The 17,490-nt window shown below is 70.7% G+C and carries 17 protein-coding genes and 7 tRNA genes; 12 read left to right on the top strand and 12 right to left on the bottom strand.

The window, feature by feature from the left end:
• Positions 1 to 139: 139 nt before the first annotated feature.
• Together ACZ7LS_RS20220 and ACZ7LS_RS20215 are read left to right on the top strand one after the other, a co-directional pair.
• Positions 140 to 2,347 carry an elongation factor G-like protein EF-G2 gene (locus tag ACZ7LS_RS20220; protein WP_385133135.1) on the top strand — a complete coding sequence of 736 codons (2,208 nt, stop codon included), beginning with the start codon at positions 140 to 142 and terminating at the stop codon, positions 2,345 to 2,347.
• 191 nt (positions 2,348 to 2,538) lie between these two features.
• A complete protein-coding gene (locus ACZ7LS_RS20215; protein ID WP_382519887.1) occupies positions 2,539 to 4,194 on the top strand; it encodes a hypothetical protein in 1,656 nt (551 codons plus the stop codon).
• Positions 4,195 to 4,214: 20 nt separating this feature from the next.
• On the opposite strand, the gene ACZ7LS_RS20210 is transcribed toward ACZ7LS_RS20215, so the two are convergent.
• Positions 4,215 to 4,778 (bottom strand): HIT family protein, encoded by a 564-nt coding sequence (locus ACZ7LS_RS20210; protein ID WP_382519889.1) that lies wholly within the window; start codon positions 4,776 to 4,778, stop codon positions 4,215 to 4,217.
• A 66-nt stretch (positions 4,779 to 4,844) separates the two neighbouring features.
• On the opposite strand from ACZ7LS_RS20210, the gene ACZ7LS_RS20205 reads away from it, so the two are divergent.
• Entirely contained in the window at positions 4,845 to 5,534 is a 690-nt protein-coding gene (locus tag ACZ7LS_RS20205; protein WP_385133131.1) for a potassium channel family protein, read from the top strand.
• Positions 5,535 to 5,627: 93 nt separating this feature from the next.
• Here the strand turns inward: ACZ7LS_RS20205 and thrS are convergent, their stop codons facing one another.
• Positions 5,628 to 7,604: a threonine--tRNA ligase gene (thrS, locus tag ACZ7LS_RS20200; RefSeq protein WP_385133128.1), complete on the bottom strand. Its 1,977-nt coding sequence runs from the start codon at positions 7,602 to 7,604 to the stop codon at positions 5,628 to 5,630.
• A gap of 274 nt (positions 7,605 to 7,878) precedes the next feature.
• Between thrS and ACZ7LS_RS20195 the strand changes: the two genes are divergently transcribed.
• Positions 7,879 to 8,613, top strand: coding sequence for an exonuclease domain-containing protein (locus ACZ7LS_RS20195; protein ID WP_382519895.1), 735 nt, complete (start codon positions 7,879 to 7,881; stop codon positions 8,611 to 8,613).
• A gap of 72 nt (positions 8,614 to 8,685) precedes the next feature.
• On the opposite strand, the gene ACZ7LS_RS20190 is transcribed toward ACZ7LS_RS20195, so the two are convergent.
• From ACZ7LS_RS20190 to ACZ7LS_RS20180, 3 genes are all read right to left on the bottom strand, one after another.
• A tRNA-Val gene (locus ACZ7LS_RS20190) sits at positions 8,686 to 8,757 on the bottom strand.
• 166 nt (positions 8,758 to 8,923) lie between these two features.
• Positions 8,924 to 8,995, bottom strand: a tRNA-Val gene (locus ACZ7LS_RS20185).
• A gap of 54 nt (positions 8,996 to 9,049) precedes the next feature.
• Entirely contained in the window at positions 9,050 to 9,520 is a 471-nt protein-coding gene (locus ACZ7LS_RS20180) for a TIGR02611 family protein (RefSeq protein ID WP_382874452.1), read from the bottom strand.
• A 190-nt stretch (positions 9,521 to 9,710) separates the two neighbouring features.
• Between ACZ7LS_RS20180 and ACZ7LS_RS20175 the strand changes: the two genes are divergently transcribed.
• A complete protein-coding gene (locus ACZ7LS_RS20175; protein WP_003959770.1) occupies positions 9,711 to 10,124 on the top strand; it encodes an SsgA family sporulation/cell division regulator in 414 nt (137 codons plus the stop codon).
• A 208-nt stretch (positions 10,125 to 10,332) separates the two neighbouring features.
• Complete coding sequence (locus ACZ7LS_RS20170; RefSeq protein ID WP_385133125.1) at positions 10,333 to 10,908, top strand: CGNR zinc finger domain-containing protein; 576 nt, start codon at positions 10,333 to 10,335, stop codon at positions 10,906 to 10,908.
• 6 nt (positions 10,909 to 10,914) lie between these two features.
• Here ACZ7LS_RS20170 and ACZ7LS_RS20165 read toward each other — a convergent pair whose 3' ends face one another.
• Positions 10,915 to 11,067 (bottom strand): hypothetical protein, encoded by a 153-nt coding sequence (locus ACZ7LS_RS20165; protein ID WP_165372044.1) that lies wholly within the window; start codon positions 11,065 to 11,067, stop codon positions 10,915 to 10,917.
• 198 nt (positions 11,068 to 11,265) lie between these two features.
• A complete protein-coding gene (locus ACZ7LS_RS20160) occupies positions 11,266 to 11,712 on the bottom strand; it encodes a hypothetical protein (RefSeq protein ID WP_382874458.1) in 447 nt (148 codons plus the stop codon).
• A 180-nt stretch (positions 11,713 to 11,892) separates the two neighbouring features.
• Here ACZ7LS_RS20160 and ACZ7LS_RS20155 point away from each other — a divergent pair, with 180 nt between their 5' ends.
• On the top strand, positions 11,893 to 12,408 hold the full coding sequence (locus tag ACZ7LS_RS20155; protein ID WP_382970868.1) for a DsbA family protein: 516 nt from the start codon (positions 11,893 to 11,895) through the stop codon (positions 12,406 to 12,408).
• A 31-nt stretch (positions 12,409 to 12,439) separates the two neighbouring features.
• Here ACZ7LS_RS20155 and ACZ7LS_RS20150 read toward each other — a convergent pair whose 3' ends face one another.
• From ACZ7LS_RS20150 to ACZ7LS_RS20140, 3 genes are all read right to left on the bottom strand, one after another.
• Entirely contained in the window at positions 12,440 to 13,279 is an 840-nt protein-coding gene (locus tag ACZ7LS_RS20150) for a GNAT family N-acetyltransferase (protein ID WP_382519903.1), read from the bottom strand.
• A 71-nt stretch (positions 13,280 to 13,350) separates the two neighbouring features.
• A complete protein-coding gene (locus ACZ7LS_RS20145; protein WP_382519905.1) occupies positions 13,351 to 14,172 on the bottom strand; it encodes an aminotransferase class IV in 822 nt (273 codons plus the stop codon).
• Entirely contained in the window at positions 14,173 to 15,228 is a 1,056-nt protein-coding gene (locus ACZ7LS_RS20140) for a chorismate-binding protein (protein ID WP_385133120.1), read from the bottom strand.
• Between the two features lie 156 nt (positions 15,229 to 15,384).
• Here ACZ7LS_RS20140 and ACZ7LS_RS20135 point away from each other — a divergent pair.
• The 5 genes from ACZ7LS_RS20135 (at position 15,385) to ACZ7LS_RS20115 (ending at position 15,833) form a co-directional block, all read left to right on the top strand.
• Positions 15,385 to 15,457 (top strand) — tRNA-Gly (locus tag ACZ7LS_RS20135).
• A gap of 37 nt (positions 15,458 to 15,494) precedes the next feature.
• Positions 15,495 to 15,568 (top strand) — tRNA-Cys (locus ACZ7LS_RS20130).
• A 1-nt stretch (position 15,569) separates the two neighbouring features.
• A tRNA-Val gene (locus ACZ7LS_RS20125) sits at positions 15,570 to 15,641 on the top strand.
• 19 nt (positions 15,642 to 15,660) lie between these two features.
• Positions 15,661 to 15,732: transfer RNA gene (locus ACZ7LS_RS20120), tRNA-Val, on the top strand.
• Between the two features lie 29 nt (positions 15,733 to 15,761).
• Positions 15,762 to 15,833 (top strand) — tRNA-Val (locus tag ACZ7LS_RS20115).
• Between the two features lie 97 nt (positions 15,834 to 15,930).
• Here ACZ7LS_RS20115 and ACZ7LS_RS20110 read toward each other — a convergent pair.
• Together ACZ7LS_RS20110 and ACZ7LS_RS20105 are read right to left on the bottom strand one after the other, a co-directional pair.
• Positions 15,931 to 16,239: a TFIIB-type zinc ribbon-containing protein gene (locus tag ACZ7LS_RS20110; RefSeq protein WP_030355449.1), complete on the bottom strand. Its 309-nt coding sequence runs from the start codon at positions 16,237 to 16,239 to the stop codon at positions 15,931 to 15,933.
• Between the two features lie 79 nt (positions 16,240 to 16,318).
• Entirely contained in the window at positions 16,319 to 17,353 is a 1,035-nt protein-coding gene (locus ACZ7LS_RS20105) for a phosphotransferase (protein WP_469448321.1), read from the bottom strand.
• Between the last annotated feature and the right edge of the window lie 137 nt (positions 17,354 to 17,490).

Below are 17,490 nucleotides of genomic sequence, written 5' to 3'. Positions count from 1 at the left end.
CGCGTACGACGTATGGACGCACCGTGGCCGGGGTGCGAAGCTCGAAGGACCACCGCGGGCCTCGCCGGAGCTGCCGCGCGGCTCACCCGGCCCGCTCCTCTCTCCATCCCCTCAGGTGGACGATCGGGAGGCAGGAATCATGGGCGACAAGGCGCGTACACACCCCGGGGCCGCCGGAAGGGCGCCGACGGCCGACCGGCCCGCGTCCGTACGGAACGTGGTGCTGGTGGGCCACAGCGGTTCGGGAAAGACCACCCTGGTCGAGGCTCTCGCGCTCACCGCGGGAGCGGTGAACCGGGCGGGGCGGGTCGAGGACGGCGCGACGGTCTCGGACTACGACGAGATCGAGCACCGTCAGCAGCGTTCCGTACAGCTTTCCCTCGTGCCCCTGGAATGGGGCGGGTGCAAGATCAATCTGCTGGACACCCCCGGCTACGCGGATTTCGTCGGGGAGCTGAGGGCCGGTCTGCGGGCCGCGGACGCGGCCCTCTTCGTTGTGTCGGCCGCCCAGGAGGCGGAGGCCGTGGCGGGTGCGACCCGTACGGTCTGGGATGAGTGCGCGGCGGTCGGGATGCCGCGCGCGATCGTCGTCACGCATCTGGACACGGCGCGCACCGGCTTCGACGAGATGACCCGGATCTGCGCGCGGATCTTCGGCGGGGACGATCCGGACGCCGTGCTGCCGCTCTGTCTCCCGGTGCGGGGAGCGGAGGGCCCCGACGGACACGCTCCGGCCACCGGGCTCGTGGGGCTGCTGTCGCGGAAGATCTTCGACTACGCCTCCGGGGAGCGCCGGGAGAATCCGCCGGGTCCCGACGAGCTGCCGCGGATCGAGGAGGCCCGCGACCGGCTGATCGAGGGGATCATCGCGGAGAGCGAGGACGAGACCCTCATGGACCGCTACCTCGGCGGCGCGGAGATCGATCTCAGGACGCTGACCGGGGATCTGGAGAAGGCCGTGGCGCGCGGTGTCTTCCATCCGGTGCTCGCGGCGGCTCCCGCGCCGCCCGGCGCCCGGCAGGGCCTGGGTACGGTCGAGACGCTGGACCTGATCGTCGGCGGCTTCCCGACCCCGCTGGAGCGGCCGGCGCCCGCCGTGACGACCCCGCGGGGCGCCCCGCGCCCGGAGATCCACTGCGACCCGCGGGGACCGCTGGTGGCGGAGGTGGTCAAGACCGCCTCGGATCCATACGTCGGCAGGATCTCGCTCGTACGGGTCTTCTCCGGCACCCTGCGGCCGGACGAGACGGTCCATGTCTCGGGCCATGGGCTGACCGACCGGGGGCACGAGGATCACGACGTCGACGAGCGGATAGGCGCCCTGTCCTCCCCCTTCGGCAAGCAGCAGCGCCTGCTGGCCCACTGTGTCGCCGGTGACCTGGCCTGTGTCGGGAAGCTGTCCAGCGCCGAGACGGGCGACACGCTGTCCGCCAAGGACGATCCGCTTCTGGTGGAGCCCTGGGTCATGCCCGATCCGCTGCTGCCGCTGGCCGTCGAGGCGCACAGCAAGGCCGATGAGGACAAGCTGTCCCAGGGGCTCGCGCGGTTGGTCGCGGAGGACCCGACGATGCGGCTCGAACAGAACCAGGACACCCATCAGGTGGTCCTCTGGTGCCTGGGCGAGGCGCATCAGGAGGTCGCGCTCGACCGGCTGCGCGGCCGGTACGGGGTGCAGGTGGACGCCGTACCGTACCGGGTCGCGCTGCGGGAGACCTTCGGCGAGAGCTCCGCGGGGCGCGGCCGGCATGTGAAGCAGTCCGGCGGCCACGGCCAGTTCGCGATCTGTGAGATCGAGGTGGATCCGCTGCCTCCCGGGTCCGGGATCGAGTTCGTCGACAAGGTCGTGGGCGGCGCGGTGCCGCGGCAGTTCATCCCGTCCGTCGAGAAGGGCATACGCCTCCAGGCGGCGCGGGGTGTCGCGGCGGGTCATCCGCTCGTCGACATCCGGGTCACGCTGCTGGACGGCAAGGCCCACTCGGTGGACTCCTCCGACGCCGCGTTCCAGACGGCGGGCGCCCTGGCGCTGCGCGAGGCGGCGGGCGACGCGTCCATCCATCTGCTGGAGCCGGTCGCGGAGTTGGCGGTCCTGGTGCCCGACGAGTACGTGGGTCAGGTGATGAGCGATCTGTCCGGCCGGCGCGGCCGGGTGGTCGGCACCGAACAGGCCGGGCCGGGCCGGACGTTGGTGAAGGCCGAGGTCCCGGAGCTGGAGATCGGGCGGTACGCGGTGGACCTTCGGTCGGTCTCGCACGGCACCGGCCGCTTCAGCCGGTCGTACGCGCGCCATGAGCCCATGCCGCCCGCGGTCGCGGACCGGCTGCGCGAGCGGGAGGGGGCTCCGGTCTAAGTCCGTTCCCGGGCCGGACAGTTGCCCCGTTCCAGGCTTTCGGGTGCCGCGTGTGGCGAAAGAGCGCCAGGTCTCCTGACGCGGAGGGCACGGCACGGTTACGCTGTGGTGCCCAGCTCCAGCAGGTGTGCGGGGCACGCGCGCCGGGCAGTCTGGCCGCGGCAGCGGATCCTTGTGGCGAAGGGGCGTCAGTGGCGGACGACGTATTCGACTTCGGCCCGGGGGCACAGGTCCCGATCATGGGTTCGGACGGACAGACCGCGGCGACGCATGCCCTCGCCTCGGCCGCGTACCGGGACAGTCCGGTCGAGGAGATCCTCAAGGCCGACAACGAATGGCACAAGTCCTCGGTCTCGAAGGGCAAGTTCTCGCTCTTCGAGCCGAATCTGGGCGAGGCGTTCGCCCGTGCCGTACAGCTCCGGATGCTCGGCGGCGGCCGTGGCGCTCTCATCCAGTCCTTCGGCATGGAGCCGCAGACGGTGGTGGAACACGCCCTGGCGGCGTCCCGTATCCGCAAGGAGCGCGACTCCAAACTCACCGCCGTGACCGTGGTGTTCGGGGTGCTGTTCCTGCCCGGACTGCTGCTCTGGCTGGGCGTGTTCCAGCTGCGCCGCACGCTGGCGGGGGCCAAGGACAAGCGGGCCGGCATGGTGGGCGGCGCCCTGCTGTTCGCGGTGGCGGTGCTGGCTGTGATCGTGCTGGTCGCGCTGCCGTTCAACGGCGTGCTCGGCTGGTATCTGCGCGGCATGATCGTCGCGCCCGCCATCGGCTGGCTGGTCGCCAGGCGCATCTGCGAGTCCACCGCGAAGGACCTGCGCACCCGCTGGGACAATCTCCTCTCGGGCGGCGGTGTGGGGGCCAAGATCCCCGAGGCCGTGCCGGGGAATCCGGGCGACGCCACCCGTGAGGCGCTCCGCCAGGGCCTGGAGAAGCTCACCGCCGAGCAGCGGTCCAACATGGTCTTCTACGCGGGCCCCAAGGGCATATTGGGCATGGGCACCCGCTGGGGCAGCTGGCAGCTGGCCGAGGAGCTCGTCCCCAAGGACGCGGGCAAGGAGATCCACCAGTTCCGCGCCTATGACGTGATACGGGCGATCCATGACCAGATGAAGCTGCTGGAGCGCGGGCCCCTCAACTCCGGTGGTTTTCCGACGCCTTCCGTGAAGCACTGGATCGTGTCGCCGGTCGGCGAGGGCGCGGGCTCGGTGTCCCGGCGTGAGGGCCAGGACGTGGAGGCGTTCCAGGTCAAGCCCCACGAGATACAGCGGATCTGCAACCACCAGCAGTTCGGCAGCGGCGACCGGCACTATCTGGGCGTGCAGTTCGTCCTCTGGGACGGCCAGCTGGTGATCACCATGATGATCACGGTCACGGTGCTCCACGAGACCCTGCGCATCGAGGTCACCGGCCATGCCCTGGGTCCGGTGCACTCCCTGTTCACCACGAAGTCCTCGCCCAAGACGGTCACGGTCGCCAAGACGGTCCGGTTCTGGGAGACCACCTCCCGGACGCTGCCCCTGATCGATCCGCCCGAGGTGGTGCGGCTCGCGGTCCGCGCGCCCTTCACCTGGTACCCGCCGATCCTGGACTTCCTCGGCGGCAAGCTGTCGCTGCCCGAGCCCTTCGGCCTGCGGCACGCCTGGGCCGATCAGCCCTGGCGCCACCGCTTCATGGCCGACGACGCGATGCGCGCCGCCACCCCCGTACTGCGCGTGGCGCACAACGCCGCCCTGCGGGTGCTGGAGGACCACGGCGTGGACACCGAGCGTTTCAAGGGCCGCGCCTCCTCGCTGAGCGGCGCGGTGCAGGATCTGTCGCCGAAGAAGGCCGACGCCTACGACGCGTAGCGGCGGCGGCCGGACAGGAGCTACGGGCGGTGCGGCCAGGCGTCGGCCAGCATCGCCCGGGTGTCGGCGAGCAGCTGCGGAAGCACCTTCGTATGTCCGACGACCGGCATGAAGTTGGTGTCGCCGCCCCAGCGCGGCACCACATGCTGGTGCAGATGGGCGGCGATCCCGGCCCCTGCCACCGCGCCCTGGTTCATCCCGATGTTGAAGCCGTGCGCCCCGGACGCCGTACGGAGCGCGGTCATCGCCAGCTTGGTGAACAGGCCCAGCTCGGCGGTCTCCGCCTCGTCCAGCTCCGTGTAGTCGGCGACATGACGGAACGGCACCACCATCAGATGCCCGCCGTTGTACGGGTAGAGGTTCAGCACCGCGTACACCCGCTCGCCGCGCGCGATCACCAGTCCGTCCTCGTCGGACTTGGACGGGATGGAGCAGAAGGGACAGCCGTCCTCGGCGCCCGGTCCGGTGGGCTTGTTCTCGCCCTGGATGTAGGCCATCCGATGGGGCGTCCACAGGCGCTGGAACGCGTCCTGGGTCCCCACGCCGATCTGCTGCTCCGGCTCACTCGTCATGCTGTGCAGCATATGACTTCGGCCCCGCGGAGCGTGTCGCCGGGCCCGCGCCCGACGGGCCCCCGCGATGCTGGGGCGATGCATGTCCGAAATGGGCCCGACCGGCAGCTCGGCTGGGAGCGGCGTACGGAGCTGCCGTTGCTCGTGGCCTCGATGCTGTTCCTCGCCTGCTACGCGGTACGGGTCCTGAACCATGGCCCCGACCCGTTCTGGCGCGACCTCGCGACGAGCCTGGCCCTGCTGGTCTGGCTGCTCTTCGCGGTGGACTACGGGGTGCGGCTGGTGCTCAGCGGCCAGGGCCTCCGGTTCGTCCGTACGCACTGGCTGGACACCGTCGTCCTGGTGCTGCCGCTGCTGCGTCCGCTGCGGATCGTGAACACCTATGTGACGCTCCAGCGGCGCCGGGCCCGTCCCCGGCTCAGTCTGTACGGGCGGGTGATGGCGTACGCCGGGATCACGTCCGTCCTGCTGAGCCTCGCCGCCGCTCTCGCCGTCTACCAGCAGGAGCACGACGCGCCGGGGGCCACGATCACCACGTTCGGCGACGCGGTCTGGTGGGCCTGCTCGGCGATCACCACCGTCGGCTACGGCGATGTGACGCCCGTGACGCCGCTGGGCCGGGTGATCGCGGTGTTCCTGATGGGGTGCGGGCTGGCGCTGCTCGGCGCGGTGACCGGTTCGTTCTCGTCCTGGCTGATCCAGGTCTTCGACAAGGAGGGCAAGGAGAAGCCCCCGGGGAGCGAGGGCTCCCCAGGGGCCTTGTCCTGACCGGCCGACGGGCCGGGTCCCGGAGCTGGCCTGCGGCCTCGGTCCAGAACCCTGACCGCTGCCTCGGACCCCTCGTCCTCGGACCCCTCGTCCTCAGACCTGGGCGCGCTCGTCGACGATCTTGGCGATCTTCGCGATGGCCTCGTCGACGGGGATCCCGTTCTCCTGCGAACCGTCGCGGTACCGGAAGGAGACGGCACCGTTCGCCATGTCCTCGTCACCCGCGATGATCATGAACGGAACCTTCTGCTTCTGCGCGTTCCTGATCTTCTTCTGCATACGGTCCGACGACGAGTCCACCTCGACCCGCAGCCCCCGCGCCCGTGCCGCCTTGGCGAACTCCTGGAGGTACGGGATATGCGCGTCGCCGATCGGGATACCCGTCGCCTGCACCGGCGCCAGCCACGCCGGGAACGCGCCCGCGTAGTGTTCGAGGAGCACCGCGAAGAAGCGCTCGATGGACCCGAACAGCGCGCGGTGGATCATGACGGGGCGCTGCTTGGACCCGTCCGGCGAGGTGTACTCCAGGTTGAAGCGCTCCGGCAGATTGAAGTCCAGCTGCACGGTCGACATCTGCCACGTACGGCCGATGGCGTCCCGTGCCTGCACCGAGATCTTCGGACCGTAGAACGCGGCGCCGCCCGGGTCGGGGGTCAGCGGCAGTCCCTGCTTCTCGGCCACCGCGCGCAGGACCTCGGTGGCCTCTTCCCACGCCTCGTCCGTGCCGACGAACTTCTCCGGGTCCTTGGTGGACAGCTCCAGATAGAAGTCGGTCAGACCGTAGTCGCGCAGCAGGTTCAGCACGAAGGTGAGCGTCGAGTCCAGCTCGTCCGCCATCTGCTCCTTGGTGCAGTAGATGTGCGCGTCGTCCTGGGTGAAGCCGCGGGCCCGGGTCAGCCCGTGCACGACACCCGACTTCTCGTACCGGTAGACCGTCCCGAACTCGAACAGCCGCAGCGGCAGCTCACGGTAGGAACGGCCCCGCGCGTCGAAGACCAGATTGTGCATCGGGCAGTTCATGGGCTTCAGGTAGTAGTCCACGCCCTCGTCGAGCTGCATGGGCGGGTACATGCCGTCGGCGTACCAGTCCAGGTGCCCGGACTTCTCGAAGAGCTTCCCCTTGGTGGCGTGCGGCGTGTAGACGAACTCGTAGCCCTCCTCCTCATGCCGGCGGCGCGAGTAGTCCTCCATCGCCCGGCGGATGACGCCGCCCTTGGGGTGGAAGACCGCGAGGCCCGAACCGATCTCGTCGGGGAAGGAGAAGAGATCCAGCTCGCTGCCGAGCTTGCGGTGATCGCGCTTCTCGGCCTCGGCGAGGAACTCCAGATGCGCCTTCAGCTCTTCCTTCGACGGCCACGCGGTGCCGTAGATGCGCTGGAGCATCGGGTTCTTCTCGCTGCCACGCCAGTACGCGGCGGCGTTCCGCATCAGCTTGAACGCCGGGATGTTGCGGGTGGTGGGCAGATGGGGACCGCGGCAGAGGTCCTTCCAGCACAGCTCACCCGTCTTGGCGTCCAGGTTGTCGTAGATGGTCAGCTCGCCGCCGCCCACCTCGACATCCGCGCCGTCGTCGGTGGAGGCCGCGCCCTTGATGCCGATGAGCTCCAGCTTGTACGGCTCGGCCGCCAGCTCCTCGCGGGCCGCCTCGTCGGTGACGACGCGGCGCGAGAAGCGCTGGCCGCGCTTCTGGATCTCCTGCATCTTCTTCTCGATGGCCTTGAGGTCATCGGGGGTGAAGGGGGTCGCGACGTCGAAGTCGTAGTAGAAGCCGTCCTTGACCGGCGGGCCGATGCCCAGCTTGGCCTCGGGGTGCAGCTCCTGTACGGCCTGTGCCATGACGTGCGCGGTGGAGTGGCGCAGGATGGCGAGGCCGTCCTCGGAGGAGATCTCGACGGGCTCGACGACCTCGCCCTCGTTGATCTCGTACGCGAGGTCCTTCAGCTCGCCGCCCACGCGCGCGGCGATCACGGTGCGCTCACCGGGGAAGAGCTCGGCCGCCGTAGTGCCCGTCGTCACCACGCGCTCTTCCCGCTCGGAATCGCGTTGGATGATCACACGGACGTCTGACACCGGTCTCTCCTGCTGTACTCGCGAGGCGCGACAGCGGTCGCTGCGCGTTCTGAATCGTACCGAGCCCGGGGGGCCGTGCGCGAAACGGTTTGGCCGGGACGCGGGCGGAGCGGCGCGGGGCCGGCCCCCGGTCGTCCCGTCGCCATCCGGTCGCCGTCCCGTCCGGTCACCGTAAGGCGCCCACCGGACACGGCGCGTACCGAACGACCTGTCCGGGTATCCCCTTTTCGGGCAGAGCCGGAACATCTGCCGCTCATGCGCGAGGAGTTCGGGAATGACGTGTTGGTACGAAGGGCCACTGGCCGCATTCGACACCGAGACGACGGGGGTGGACGTCGAGGAGGACCGGATCGTATCGGCCGCCCTGGTCGTCCAGGACATGGCGGGCACCCAGCCGCGGGTGACGCGCTGGCTGATCGATCCCGGGGTGCCCGTGCCCCCGGCCGCCACCGAGGTGCACGGGCTCACGGACGACTTCCTGCACCGCAACGGCCGCTGGCCGGCACCGGCGATGGAGGAGATGGCGCGGGCGCTGGCCGGGCAGTGCGCGGCGGGCCGGCCGCTCGTGGTGATGGACGCGCCGTTCGATCTGACGGTCCTCGACCGCGAGCTGCGCCGCCACCGCGCCTCGTCCCTCGCGGAGTGCTTGCAGAACGTGCCGCTGTGCGTGCTGGATCCGTTGGTCCTCGACAACCATCTGGACCGGTACCGCAAGGGCGGCCGTGCGCTCGCCGATCTCTGCGCCCATTACGAGATCGAGCTGGACGGCGTGCGGGACGCCACCGGCGGCGAACTGGCCGCGCAGGCGGCGCTCGACGTCGTGCGCGCGGTCGGACGGCGCTTCTCCGCGCGGATGGAGCGGCTGAGCGCCACGGAGTTGCATACGCTCCAGGCCGTCTGGCACGCGGCGCAGACCCGGGGGCAGCAGACCTGGTTCTCGCGGGGCGGCGAGGTTTCGACGGATCCGGCCTGGCCTCTGCGGCCCGAACTGCCCGCGGAGGCAGCCTGATCCGGAGGGCCGTGCTTTCGGGGGCGGAACGCGCGAAGGCCGGTCCGTCTTCGACGGACCGGCCTTTCCCGGTGGGCGATACTGGGTTCGAACCAGTGACCTCTTCGGTGTGAACGAAGCGCTCTCCCACTGAGCTAATCGCCCGGGAACGGACTGAACCATACAGGCCCTCGCGGGCTTCCTTCAAACCTCAAACCGAATCCGGCATATCCACCCGCGCATTCGAGTCACGCGCGCCGATCACGGACCGGGGAGACGGAACGACCGAGGCTCCGAAGACCTTGCCGGTCTTCGGAGCCTCGGTTCCGGGTGGGCGATACTGGTTTCGAACCAGTGACCTCTTCGGTGTGAACGAAGCGCTCTCCCACTGAGCTAATCGCCCGGACGCACCGCAAACATTACCCCATGTCAGCGGCGTCCCCGGACACGTTCCGGATCACTGGTCGATCTTCCAGGGCATGACGATCCCGAACTTCCAGAGGTAGATCCCGAGCAGTACGGCGATGATCACCAGGCCGATGGTGGTGAGGATGATGTTGCGCCGCCTGACCTTCGGGTCCAGGGCCTTCTGGGCCGCCTCGGTGACCTTGCGCCGGGTCCAGCGCAGCACCAGCTGCGCCCAGACGAACTCGGTCGCCCAGATCGCCATACCGCCGAAGATCACCAGCCAGCCGGGCCCCGGCAGCACGAGCATGAAGACGCCCGCGACCACCACCGCGAGGCCGACGACGAATACACCGACCTGCCAGCTCAGATGGAGCGTCCGCGACGCCTTGATGAATCGGGGCGCGCGGGACCCGAGCTCACGCTCCGGATCCGCCGTCACACCCTCCGCCACGTCCCCCGGGACAGGCCGTTCGGCCGTCGGCACCACGACCTGCCCTCGCTCGTCACTCTCCGCACGCATGAGTCCCAACGTACCGGAATCACCCGCGTCACCGGAATGGCCGTATAACCCGAAGTCACACACCGCCGTACGAGCTACCCGAAGAATCACAAAACAGACAGAGGGGTTTACAACGGCACCGTAGGTGGCATGTCGACTTCGCCGACGTGCGAATCCCCGAGCGCACACTGAGCGAAAGGCCCTGGCGCTTATGAACACCACGGTCAGCTGCGAGCTGCACCTGCGCCTCGTTGTATCGAGCGAGTCCTCACTGCCTGTACCCGCGGGCCTCCGGTATGACACGGCCGATCCCTATGCCGTGCACGCCACCTTCCACACCGGAGCCGAAGAGACGGTCGAGTGGGTCTTCGCCCGCGACCTTCTCGCCGAGGGGCTGCACCGGCCCACCGGCACCGGCGACGTCCGAGTCTGGCCGTCCCGCAGTCACGGTCAGGGCGTCGTCTGCATCGCTCTGAGCTCCCCTGAGGGCGAAGCCTTGCTGGAGGCCCCGGCGCGGGCCCTGGAGTCGTTCCTCAAGCGGACCGACGCCGCGGTGCCACCCGGCACCGAGCATCGTCACTTCGATCTCGACACGGAACTCTCACACATCCTGGCCGAGAGCTGAGCCAGGCAGAGGGCTGCACGGCGCCGTCCGACTCGGGGAGACGGCGCCGCGCGGACAACCGCATACGGAGGACACCGGCGCCGTCGCCGCGGAATCCACCGCGACGACGGCGCCGGTGCGTTTCCGGCCCGGCCCCGTCCGGCGCGGCCAGCGACTAAAGTCGGCGGGATCAGGCGGGCACCGGCCCGCGGCAGGCAGGGAGCGGATCGTGCTGATTCCACACGACACCCGGATCGCGCTCGACACGGTCGTCGATCTGGTGAACACCGCACCGGAGGAGGATTCGGACGGCGTCGGCAGTACGGACGGGCTCGGGGACGTCGAGGCGCTGTACGGCTTCGTACGGAGCCATGACATCAGCGGAGTGGGTGAGCTGGGCAACCGCGATCTGCGGGCCGTGCTGAACGTGCGGGCCCGGTTCGGAGAGGTCTTCGCGGCGCGGGACCCGCGCTCCGTGGCCGATCTGATCAATCAGCTCGTCGCGGCCGCGGGGACGACGCCGCAGCTGACCGATCACGACGGCTACGACTGGCATGTGCACTACTTCGCGCCGGGCGCCTCCGTCGCCGATCATCTCGCCGCCGACTGCGGCATGGCGCTGGCGTTCATGGTCGTGGCCGGAGAACAGGAAAGGCTGCGCCGCTGCGAGGCCCCGGACTGCGGGCACGCGTTCGTCGACCTGTCGCGCAACCGCTCGCGCCGTTACTGCGACAGCCGCACCTGCGGCAACCGGCTGCATGTGGCCGCGTACCGGGCACGCCGCAAGGAAGCGGCGGCCGGCTGAGGGCACTCACAGCAGGAAGAGATCGTGCACGGCCGCCATCAGGAGCAGCGAGCCGATCACCGTCAGGAAGATCATCAACGGCGGCTGGGAGAGCGCGAAAAGACAACCGCGCTGCTCATCGGTGGGTGCGGGGGGTTCACCCCGTGAGGTATCGAGCATCTCGGGGCGATCATGACGCACCCCGAACGGGCCTGTTGACCAACACGCGTCCTCGGGGCGGGAGTTCATCATATTCCGTGGAAAACATCCACGAAATCCCGCCGAATCCCGTCTCACCTGCGATGCTGCCCCGCACTCCGGGAAACGGGGAGTGCGCTCCGGTCGGTCGCGATGGGCCGTGGCCGGTCGTGGGAGGGCTCAGATGCCATGCTTCTTGAGAATGGCCTCGATGTCGCTGAAGTCGTCACCCGGCTTCGCCGCGGACTCCTTGGCCTTCGACTGAGCGGCCGGCCGGGTGCCGGGGCCCAGCGACGGCGCGGACGCGGCCGGCTCGACCGCTCCCTGGCGCGCGGCCTTCGCCGCGGCTCTGCGCTCCTTGCGCGTGCCGCCCCGCCGGCGCTCCACCGCCCGGGTGGTCATGAACAGCAGCCATGCCACCGCCAGGACTCCGAAGCCCGCCCACGCCATCGGGCTGAACGCCGTGCTCGCGGCCCACTTCACGATGCCCGTCATCGCCAGCGCCACCGGCACCAGCGCATAGGCGGCGATGCGGGTCGCGGCGAGGAAGCGCTTCCGGTACGCCGTGATCGCGGCGATGCCCAGGCCCGCTGCTGACACCGCGGAGCAAATGGTCTCGGCAATCATCAGGTCCTCCAGGCAGCGCGCCTCATCGGCCGGATACGTCTCGCACTCCATCCTGCACCTCGCGGCCGGGTCGGGGCCACGGTGCGGGGCGAGGCCGGACGGATCTGGGGGAGATCTCGGGGGCGGTGTCCTCCCCAGGTCCCGGTCGGCCGGGGTCCCGCGGGCTGGAAGACTGGCCCCATGAACGACTCCACCGCCATCCGTCCCGTCGTCCTCGACATCTGGTGCGACCTGGAATGCCCCGACTGCCACCGGGCCCTGGACGATGTGCGCGCGCTGCGCGCCCGCTACGGGGACCGGCTGGAGCCGCGGCTGCGGCACTTCCCCCTGGAGAAGCACAAGCACGCCTACGCCGCCGCGCAGGCCGCCGAGGAGGCCGCGGAGCAGGGGCGCGGCTGGCCGTACGTCGAAGCCGTACTGGCCAGGACGGCGGAGCTGGCGGCCAGGGGGGAGGCCGTCCTGCTGGAAGTGGCGGGTGAGCTGGGGCTGGACGCCGAGGAGTTCGACACCGCGCTGATCGACGGCCGGCACCTGCTGACCGTCGACGCCGATCAGGCCGAGGGCAAGGCGATCGGCGTCACCGGCACCCCCACGTATGTCATCGGGGACGAGCGGCTGGACGGCGGCAAGAGCCAGGAAGGGCTGCGCGGGCGCGTCGAGGAGATCGCGGACCGGCTGCTGGCGGACGGAGCCTGAGCCCCGCGTCACGGGGTCCCGGGGGCGGTGTTCAGAGCAGCTGCTTGAAGAAGTTGCGGCGTGTGGTGACGTACTGGAGCGATTCGTACAGCCGGACCGCCGGGGTGTTGTTCGCGAACACGTGCAGCCCCAGCAGACTGTCGCCGGTCTCCAGCGCGGCCCGTTCCGCGAGCAGCATCAGCGCGCGGCCGTAGCCCTTGCCGCGCTGGTCCTCGGCCACCGCCACGTCGTACACCCACGAGCCCCACTCGCCGGGACGCACCTCGCGCGGCGCCACCCAGACATGGCCGACGGTGGTTCCGGCGTGGACGAGGACGCTGAGCGAGACGCCCGGGGTGGCCAGGCCCTCGGGGAGGTTCTCGCGATGGCTGGCCTCCGCTTTGCCGCGGGCCTGCTCGGGCGGCACGCCACGGGCCGTCCAGTTGCGGGCGTACTCGTCGAGGGCCCGCGCCTCCCAGGCCTCGTACTCCGCGTCGTTCATCGGACGGCCCTCGACCTCCGCCGGGAGCCGCGGGGGCCGGGCCGGTACCGCCTTGTCCATGTTGCGGCTGCGCTCGGTGTAGCCGAGGGACTCCAGCAGGCGGAGCGCGGGCACCGCGTCGGGCGGTACGGAGGCCAGCACCTGGCCGCAGCCCCAGCCGCGCAGCACCTCCTCGGCGGCGAGGACGGCGACGGTGCCCCGGCCGCGCCTGCGGTCCGGTTCATCGACACGGAGGGCCTGGATGATCCCGGCCCTGTGCCCGAAGCCGGGGTCCGTGGCGAGTTCGATCGCGCCGACGGGGCGGCTGTTCACGCAGACCTCGTAGGAGCGTGATTTCCCGCCGTCGTCGGCCTGCTGAAGCGGCCCGGTCGGCCGCAGAGTGGTGGTCATCAGGGGAGTTGTACCCAACGCGTGGCGCGGAGTCATCCGCTTTACGGACCGGCCGCGCCGCTCGCCGGGTCTCAGGGATCCAGGTCGGCGCCGGCCCGCTCCTCGAAGACGCGCATCGCCTTCGTGGTCACCGGCCCCGGGGCGGCGGGCAGTTGACGGTCGTCGAGACGGTGGACGGCCTGTACGTCGCGCAGCGTGGAGGTCAGGAAGATCTCGTCCGCGCGCTCCAGGACGTCCAGCGGCAGATCCGTCTCGTGGGCACCGCACCACTCGGCCGTCAGGGCCCGGGTGATGCCGGCGAGACAGCCGGACGCGAGCGGCGGGGTGTGCAACTCGCCGTCGAGGACGACGAAGACGTTGGAACCCGTGCCCTCGCAGAGCGCGCCGACCGTATTGGCGAAGAGCGCCTCGCTCGCGCCCCGCTCGCGCGCCCGCGCGAGGGCGACGACGTTCTCCGCGTACGAGGTGGTCTTGAGGCCGGTCACCGCGCCGCGCTCGTTGCGTGTCCACGGGACGGTGATGGCGGCGGTGGTGTCGGGGCGGCGCTTCGTCCCGCCGACGGCGACCACCAGGGTCGGGCCCGCCTCGCCCCGGTCGGAGCCGAGCGGGGAGAGCCCGCCGGTGTAGGTGATCCGCAGCCGCCCCAACTCCACCGGGTTGGCGTCGAGAACGGCCGCGCAGGCGCGGCGTACCTCGTCGAGATCCGGCTCCGGCAGCCCGAGCCCTCGGGCGGAGCGGCTCAGCCGGCCCAGATGGCGGGTGAGGGCGAAGGGCCGGCCCTGGACGGTCTTGACCGTCTCGAAGATGCCGTCCCCCACGGTCAGTCCATGATCCAGCACGGACACGAGGGCACCCTCGGCCGTGTGGAGTGCGCCGTTGACCCAGATCTTCATCTACCCGGTCCTTCCACTCGCTTCGTACGCGCCCGACGCTATCGCGAGCAGCCGGGCGGCCTTCAGCTCGGTCTCCGCCCACTCCCCCTCGGGGTCGGATCCCCAGGTGATGCCCGCGCCGGCGCCGAAGCGCAGGACGGGTCCCGGGGCCGCGTCGCGGTCGATCCAGAAGGTACGGATCCCGACGGCCAGCGCGGCGGTGCCACGGTCGGCGTCGACCCAGCCGATACCGCCGCAGTAGGGGCCGCGCGGGGCGGTCTCCAGCTCGTCGATGATCCGCAGGGCGCTGGACTTGGGGGCGCCGGTGACCGAGCCGGGCGGGAACGTGGCGGGCAGCAGCTCCGGCCAGCCCGCGCTCTCGGCGAGCCGGCCCCGTACGGTCGAGACGAGATGGACCAGTCCGGGATGCGGCTCGACCGCGCAGAGCGCGGGGACCGTCACGGATCCCGTGGCGCAGACGCGGCCCAGGTCGTTGCGGACGAGGTCCACGATCATCACGTTCTCGGCGTGGTCCTTCTCCAGCATCTCTTCCGCGGTACGGGCGGTGCCCTTGATAGGACCGGACTCGACGACGCGGCCTGCCGTACTCAGATACAGCTCGGGCGAGGCGGTCGCGATCTCCACGCCGTACGCGGGCAGCCGGATCGTTCCGGCGTACGGGGCGGGGTTGTCGCGTGCGAGCAGGGCCGTCAGCGCGTCGACATCGGCCGTCTCCGGAGCGGGCAGCGGCGCGGAGAGCACCCGGCACAGATTGACCTGGTACACATCGCCCGCCGCGATGTACTCACGGATCCGGCGGACGCCCTTGGTGTACGCGTCGCGGTCGAGCGACGACGTCCAGTCACCGGTGGCGGGCCCGCGCCACTGTCCCGGCACCGGCGCGGGCACGGCGTCGGGCCGTACGTCGTCGAAGCGTGCGCAGGTGAGACGGCCTTCGAAGTCCGCGGCGACGGCCCAGAACCCGGCCGAGTCGAGCGCTTCCGGATCATGGGTGACATCCCGCAGACCGGAGGCGACGAGGCCGCCGAAGCGGGCCAAAGGAGCGAGGTCGTGCACGCTTGCGAGTCTAGAACAGCCTCCGTTGGGCCGCTCCGGGCTGAACGTACGGCGAACGCACCCCAGCACGCTGCGGAAACGCGTTTTTGTGCTGGCCCCGGAATCCGCTAGAGTTCAACACGTCGCCGGGCCGTACGGTTGGACCGGAAACGATACGCGGACGTAGCTCAGTTGGTAGAGCGCAACCTTGCCAAGGTTGAGGTCGCCAGTTCGAACCTGGTCGTCCGCTCGAATATGGGGGATCCTTCCCGAACCCCCGTACTCCTGGTGGAGTGGCCGAGAGGCGAGGCAACGGCCTGCAAAGCCGTCTACACGGGTTCAAATCCCGTCTCCACCTCCAAGGACGATTAGCTCAGCGGGAGAGCGCTTCCCTGACACGGAAGAGGTCACTGGTTCAATCCCAGTATCGTCCACTGGATCCATTGGATCCGCGCGCGATTAGCTCAGCGGGAGAGCGCTTCCCTGACACGGAAGAGGTCACTGGTTCAATCCCAGTATCGCGCACGCAGCACGCAGTACACGAGGTCCCACCCGCGCGATTAGCTCAGCGGGAGAGCGCTTCCCTGACACGGAAGAGGTCACTGGTTCAATCCCAGTATCGCGCACAGTCCGAAGCCCCCGGCCGTCTCCATGGCCGGGGGCTTCGTCGTATGCCTGGTGACGGCTGGTCCCAGAAGGCTCCCAGTGGATCCCCGGCGGGGCTCAGGAGGAGAAGAGCATCCGCCCGAAGCTCTTCTGGCGGTGGTGCCCGCCGTGGTGACCTCCGTAGTGGCCACCGCCGTGCTGCGGCGCGCCCCAGGCGGGGGCGGGGGCGGCGGGGTACGCCTGCGGCGGCGGGGGCGGCGCCTGCTGTACGGGCGGCGCCTGCTGCGACCACTGCGACTCCAGGCGGGTCAGGGACTCCAGCTCGCCGTAGTCGAGGAAGATCCCCCGGCAGCCGCTGCACTGCTCTATCTGGACACCGTTGCGGTTGTACGTGTGCATCGCCGCGTGGCACTTGGGACACTGCATGGTCGGCTCGCTCCTCGCCATTCGTCCGGCACCGCCGTAACACGCTCCCGGCGGCCGTGGGTTCATCCGTGGCCCCACCCTACGACGACGCCTCCGGCGACAACTCGGTTGCGACGTCCGCGATCCGGGCGCAGGCGTCGATCATCAGCAGCTCGACGTCGTCCGGATCCCGGCCCTCGGCGGCCGACTTGGCGATGGCCAGTGCGGCGGTCTGCACGGTGAGGGCGCGGGCCGCGACATCCAGCCGGGGCCAGGGATCCGCGTCGGGGGCGGCGGGCACGGCGGGGCCGTGCGCGGACCGGTAGGCGCCGAGGAAGCGCAGCCAGGCCTCGGGAGGCAGCAGTCCGGCGGCGTACCAGGCGGCGGGACGGGCCAAGTCCCAGGCCGGGTCGCCGAGTCCGAGGTCGTCGATGTCGATGAGCAGCCAGGGGCCGTCGGGGGCCGGGTGGCGTACGAGCTGGCCCAGGTGCAGATCGCCGTGGCACAGGGCGTAAGGCCCCGGCGCGCGCGCCTCGCCGCGGGCCCAGACCGGCAGGTGCCGCCAGGCGCGCTGTACCGGAACGGCGGCGGGGTGAGGTCCGGCGGCACGCATCCGCGCGACGGCGCGGGCCGCCTTGGCGGGTCCCCGCATGTCCGGCAGCCCGGGGCGGCCGTCCGCTCCGGCTCCGGCTCGCGCGAGGGCTCCGGGTCCCGCTGCGGCTCCGGCTCCGGTTCCGGCCACGGCATCGGTCTCGGTCTCGGCATCGGTCTCGGCCACGGCTTCGGACAGCTCCGCGAGCGGCAGGGTGTGCAGCCGGGCGAGGAGTGTGCCGGCCTGCTCCCAGGGGGCGGCGTCGGGGTCGGTCGGGTCGACCGGGATGCCGTACGGCCAGGCGGTCACGGGCCGGCCGGCCACCTCCGCCGTGGCGGCCGGCAGCGGCGGCAGCAGTACCCCGGCGAGCAGGGGATGCGCGGCGACGGCGAGCCTGACGCGGTGCCCGGCCCGGTCCGTACCGTCGGCATGGGCCTTGGCGACGACCTCTCCGTGCCGTACGACGATCCCGTCCGGCCGGTCGGCGAGGACGGTGCTCCCCCGGCCGCAGGCCCGGCAGCCCGCCGGGTCCGCCGCGCGCACCGCCGGATGGGCGGTGTCACGGGCGACGCGGCCCAGGGCGCGTACGACGGAAGCGGTCACGGAAGCCCCTCTGGTACGTGGTGTTCCGTGGCGAGCGTACGGCGACGGGGCCCTGGGCGTGCCGGGTGGATGGGTCC

This window comes from Streptomyces sp. NPDC039430, from assembly GCF_055639435.1.
Note: the sequence above shows the minus strand (reverse complement) of the source record. Positions and strands in the feature narration are given on the sequence as shown.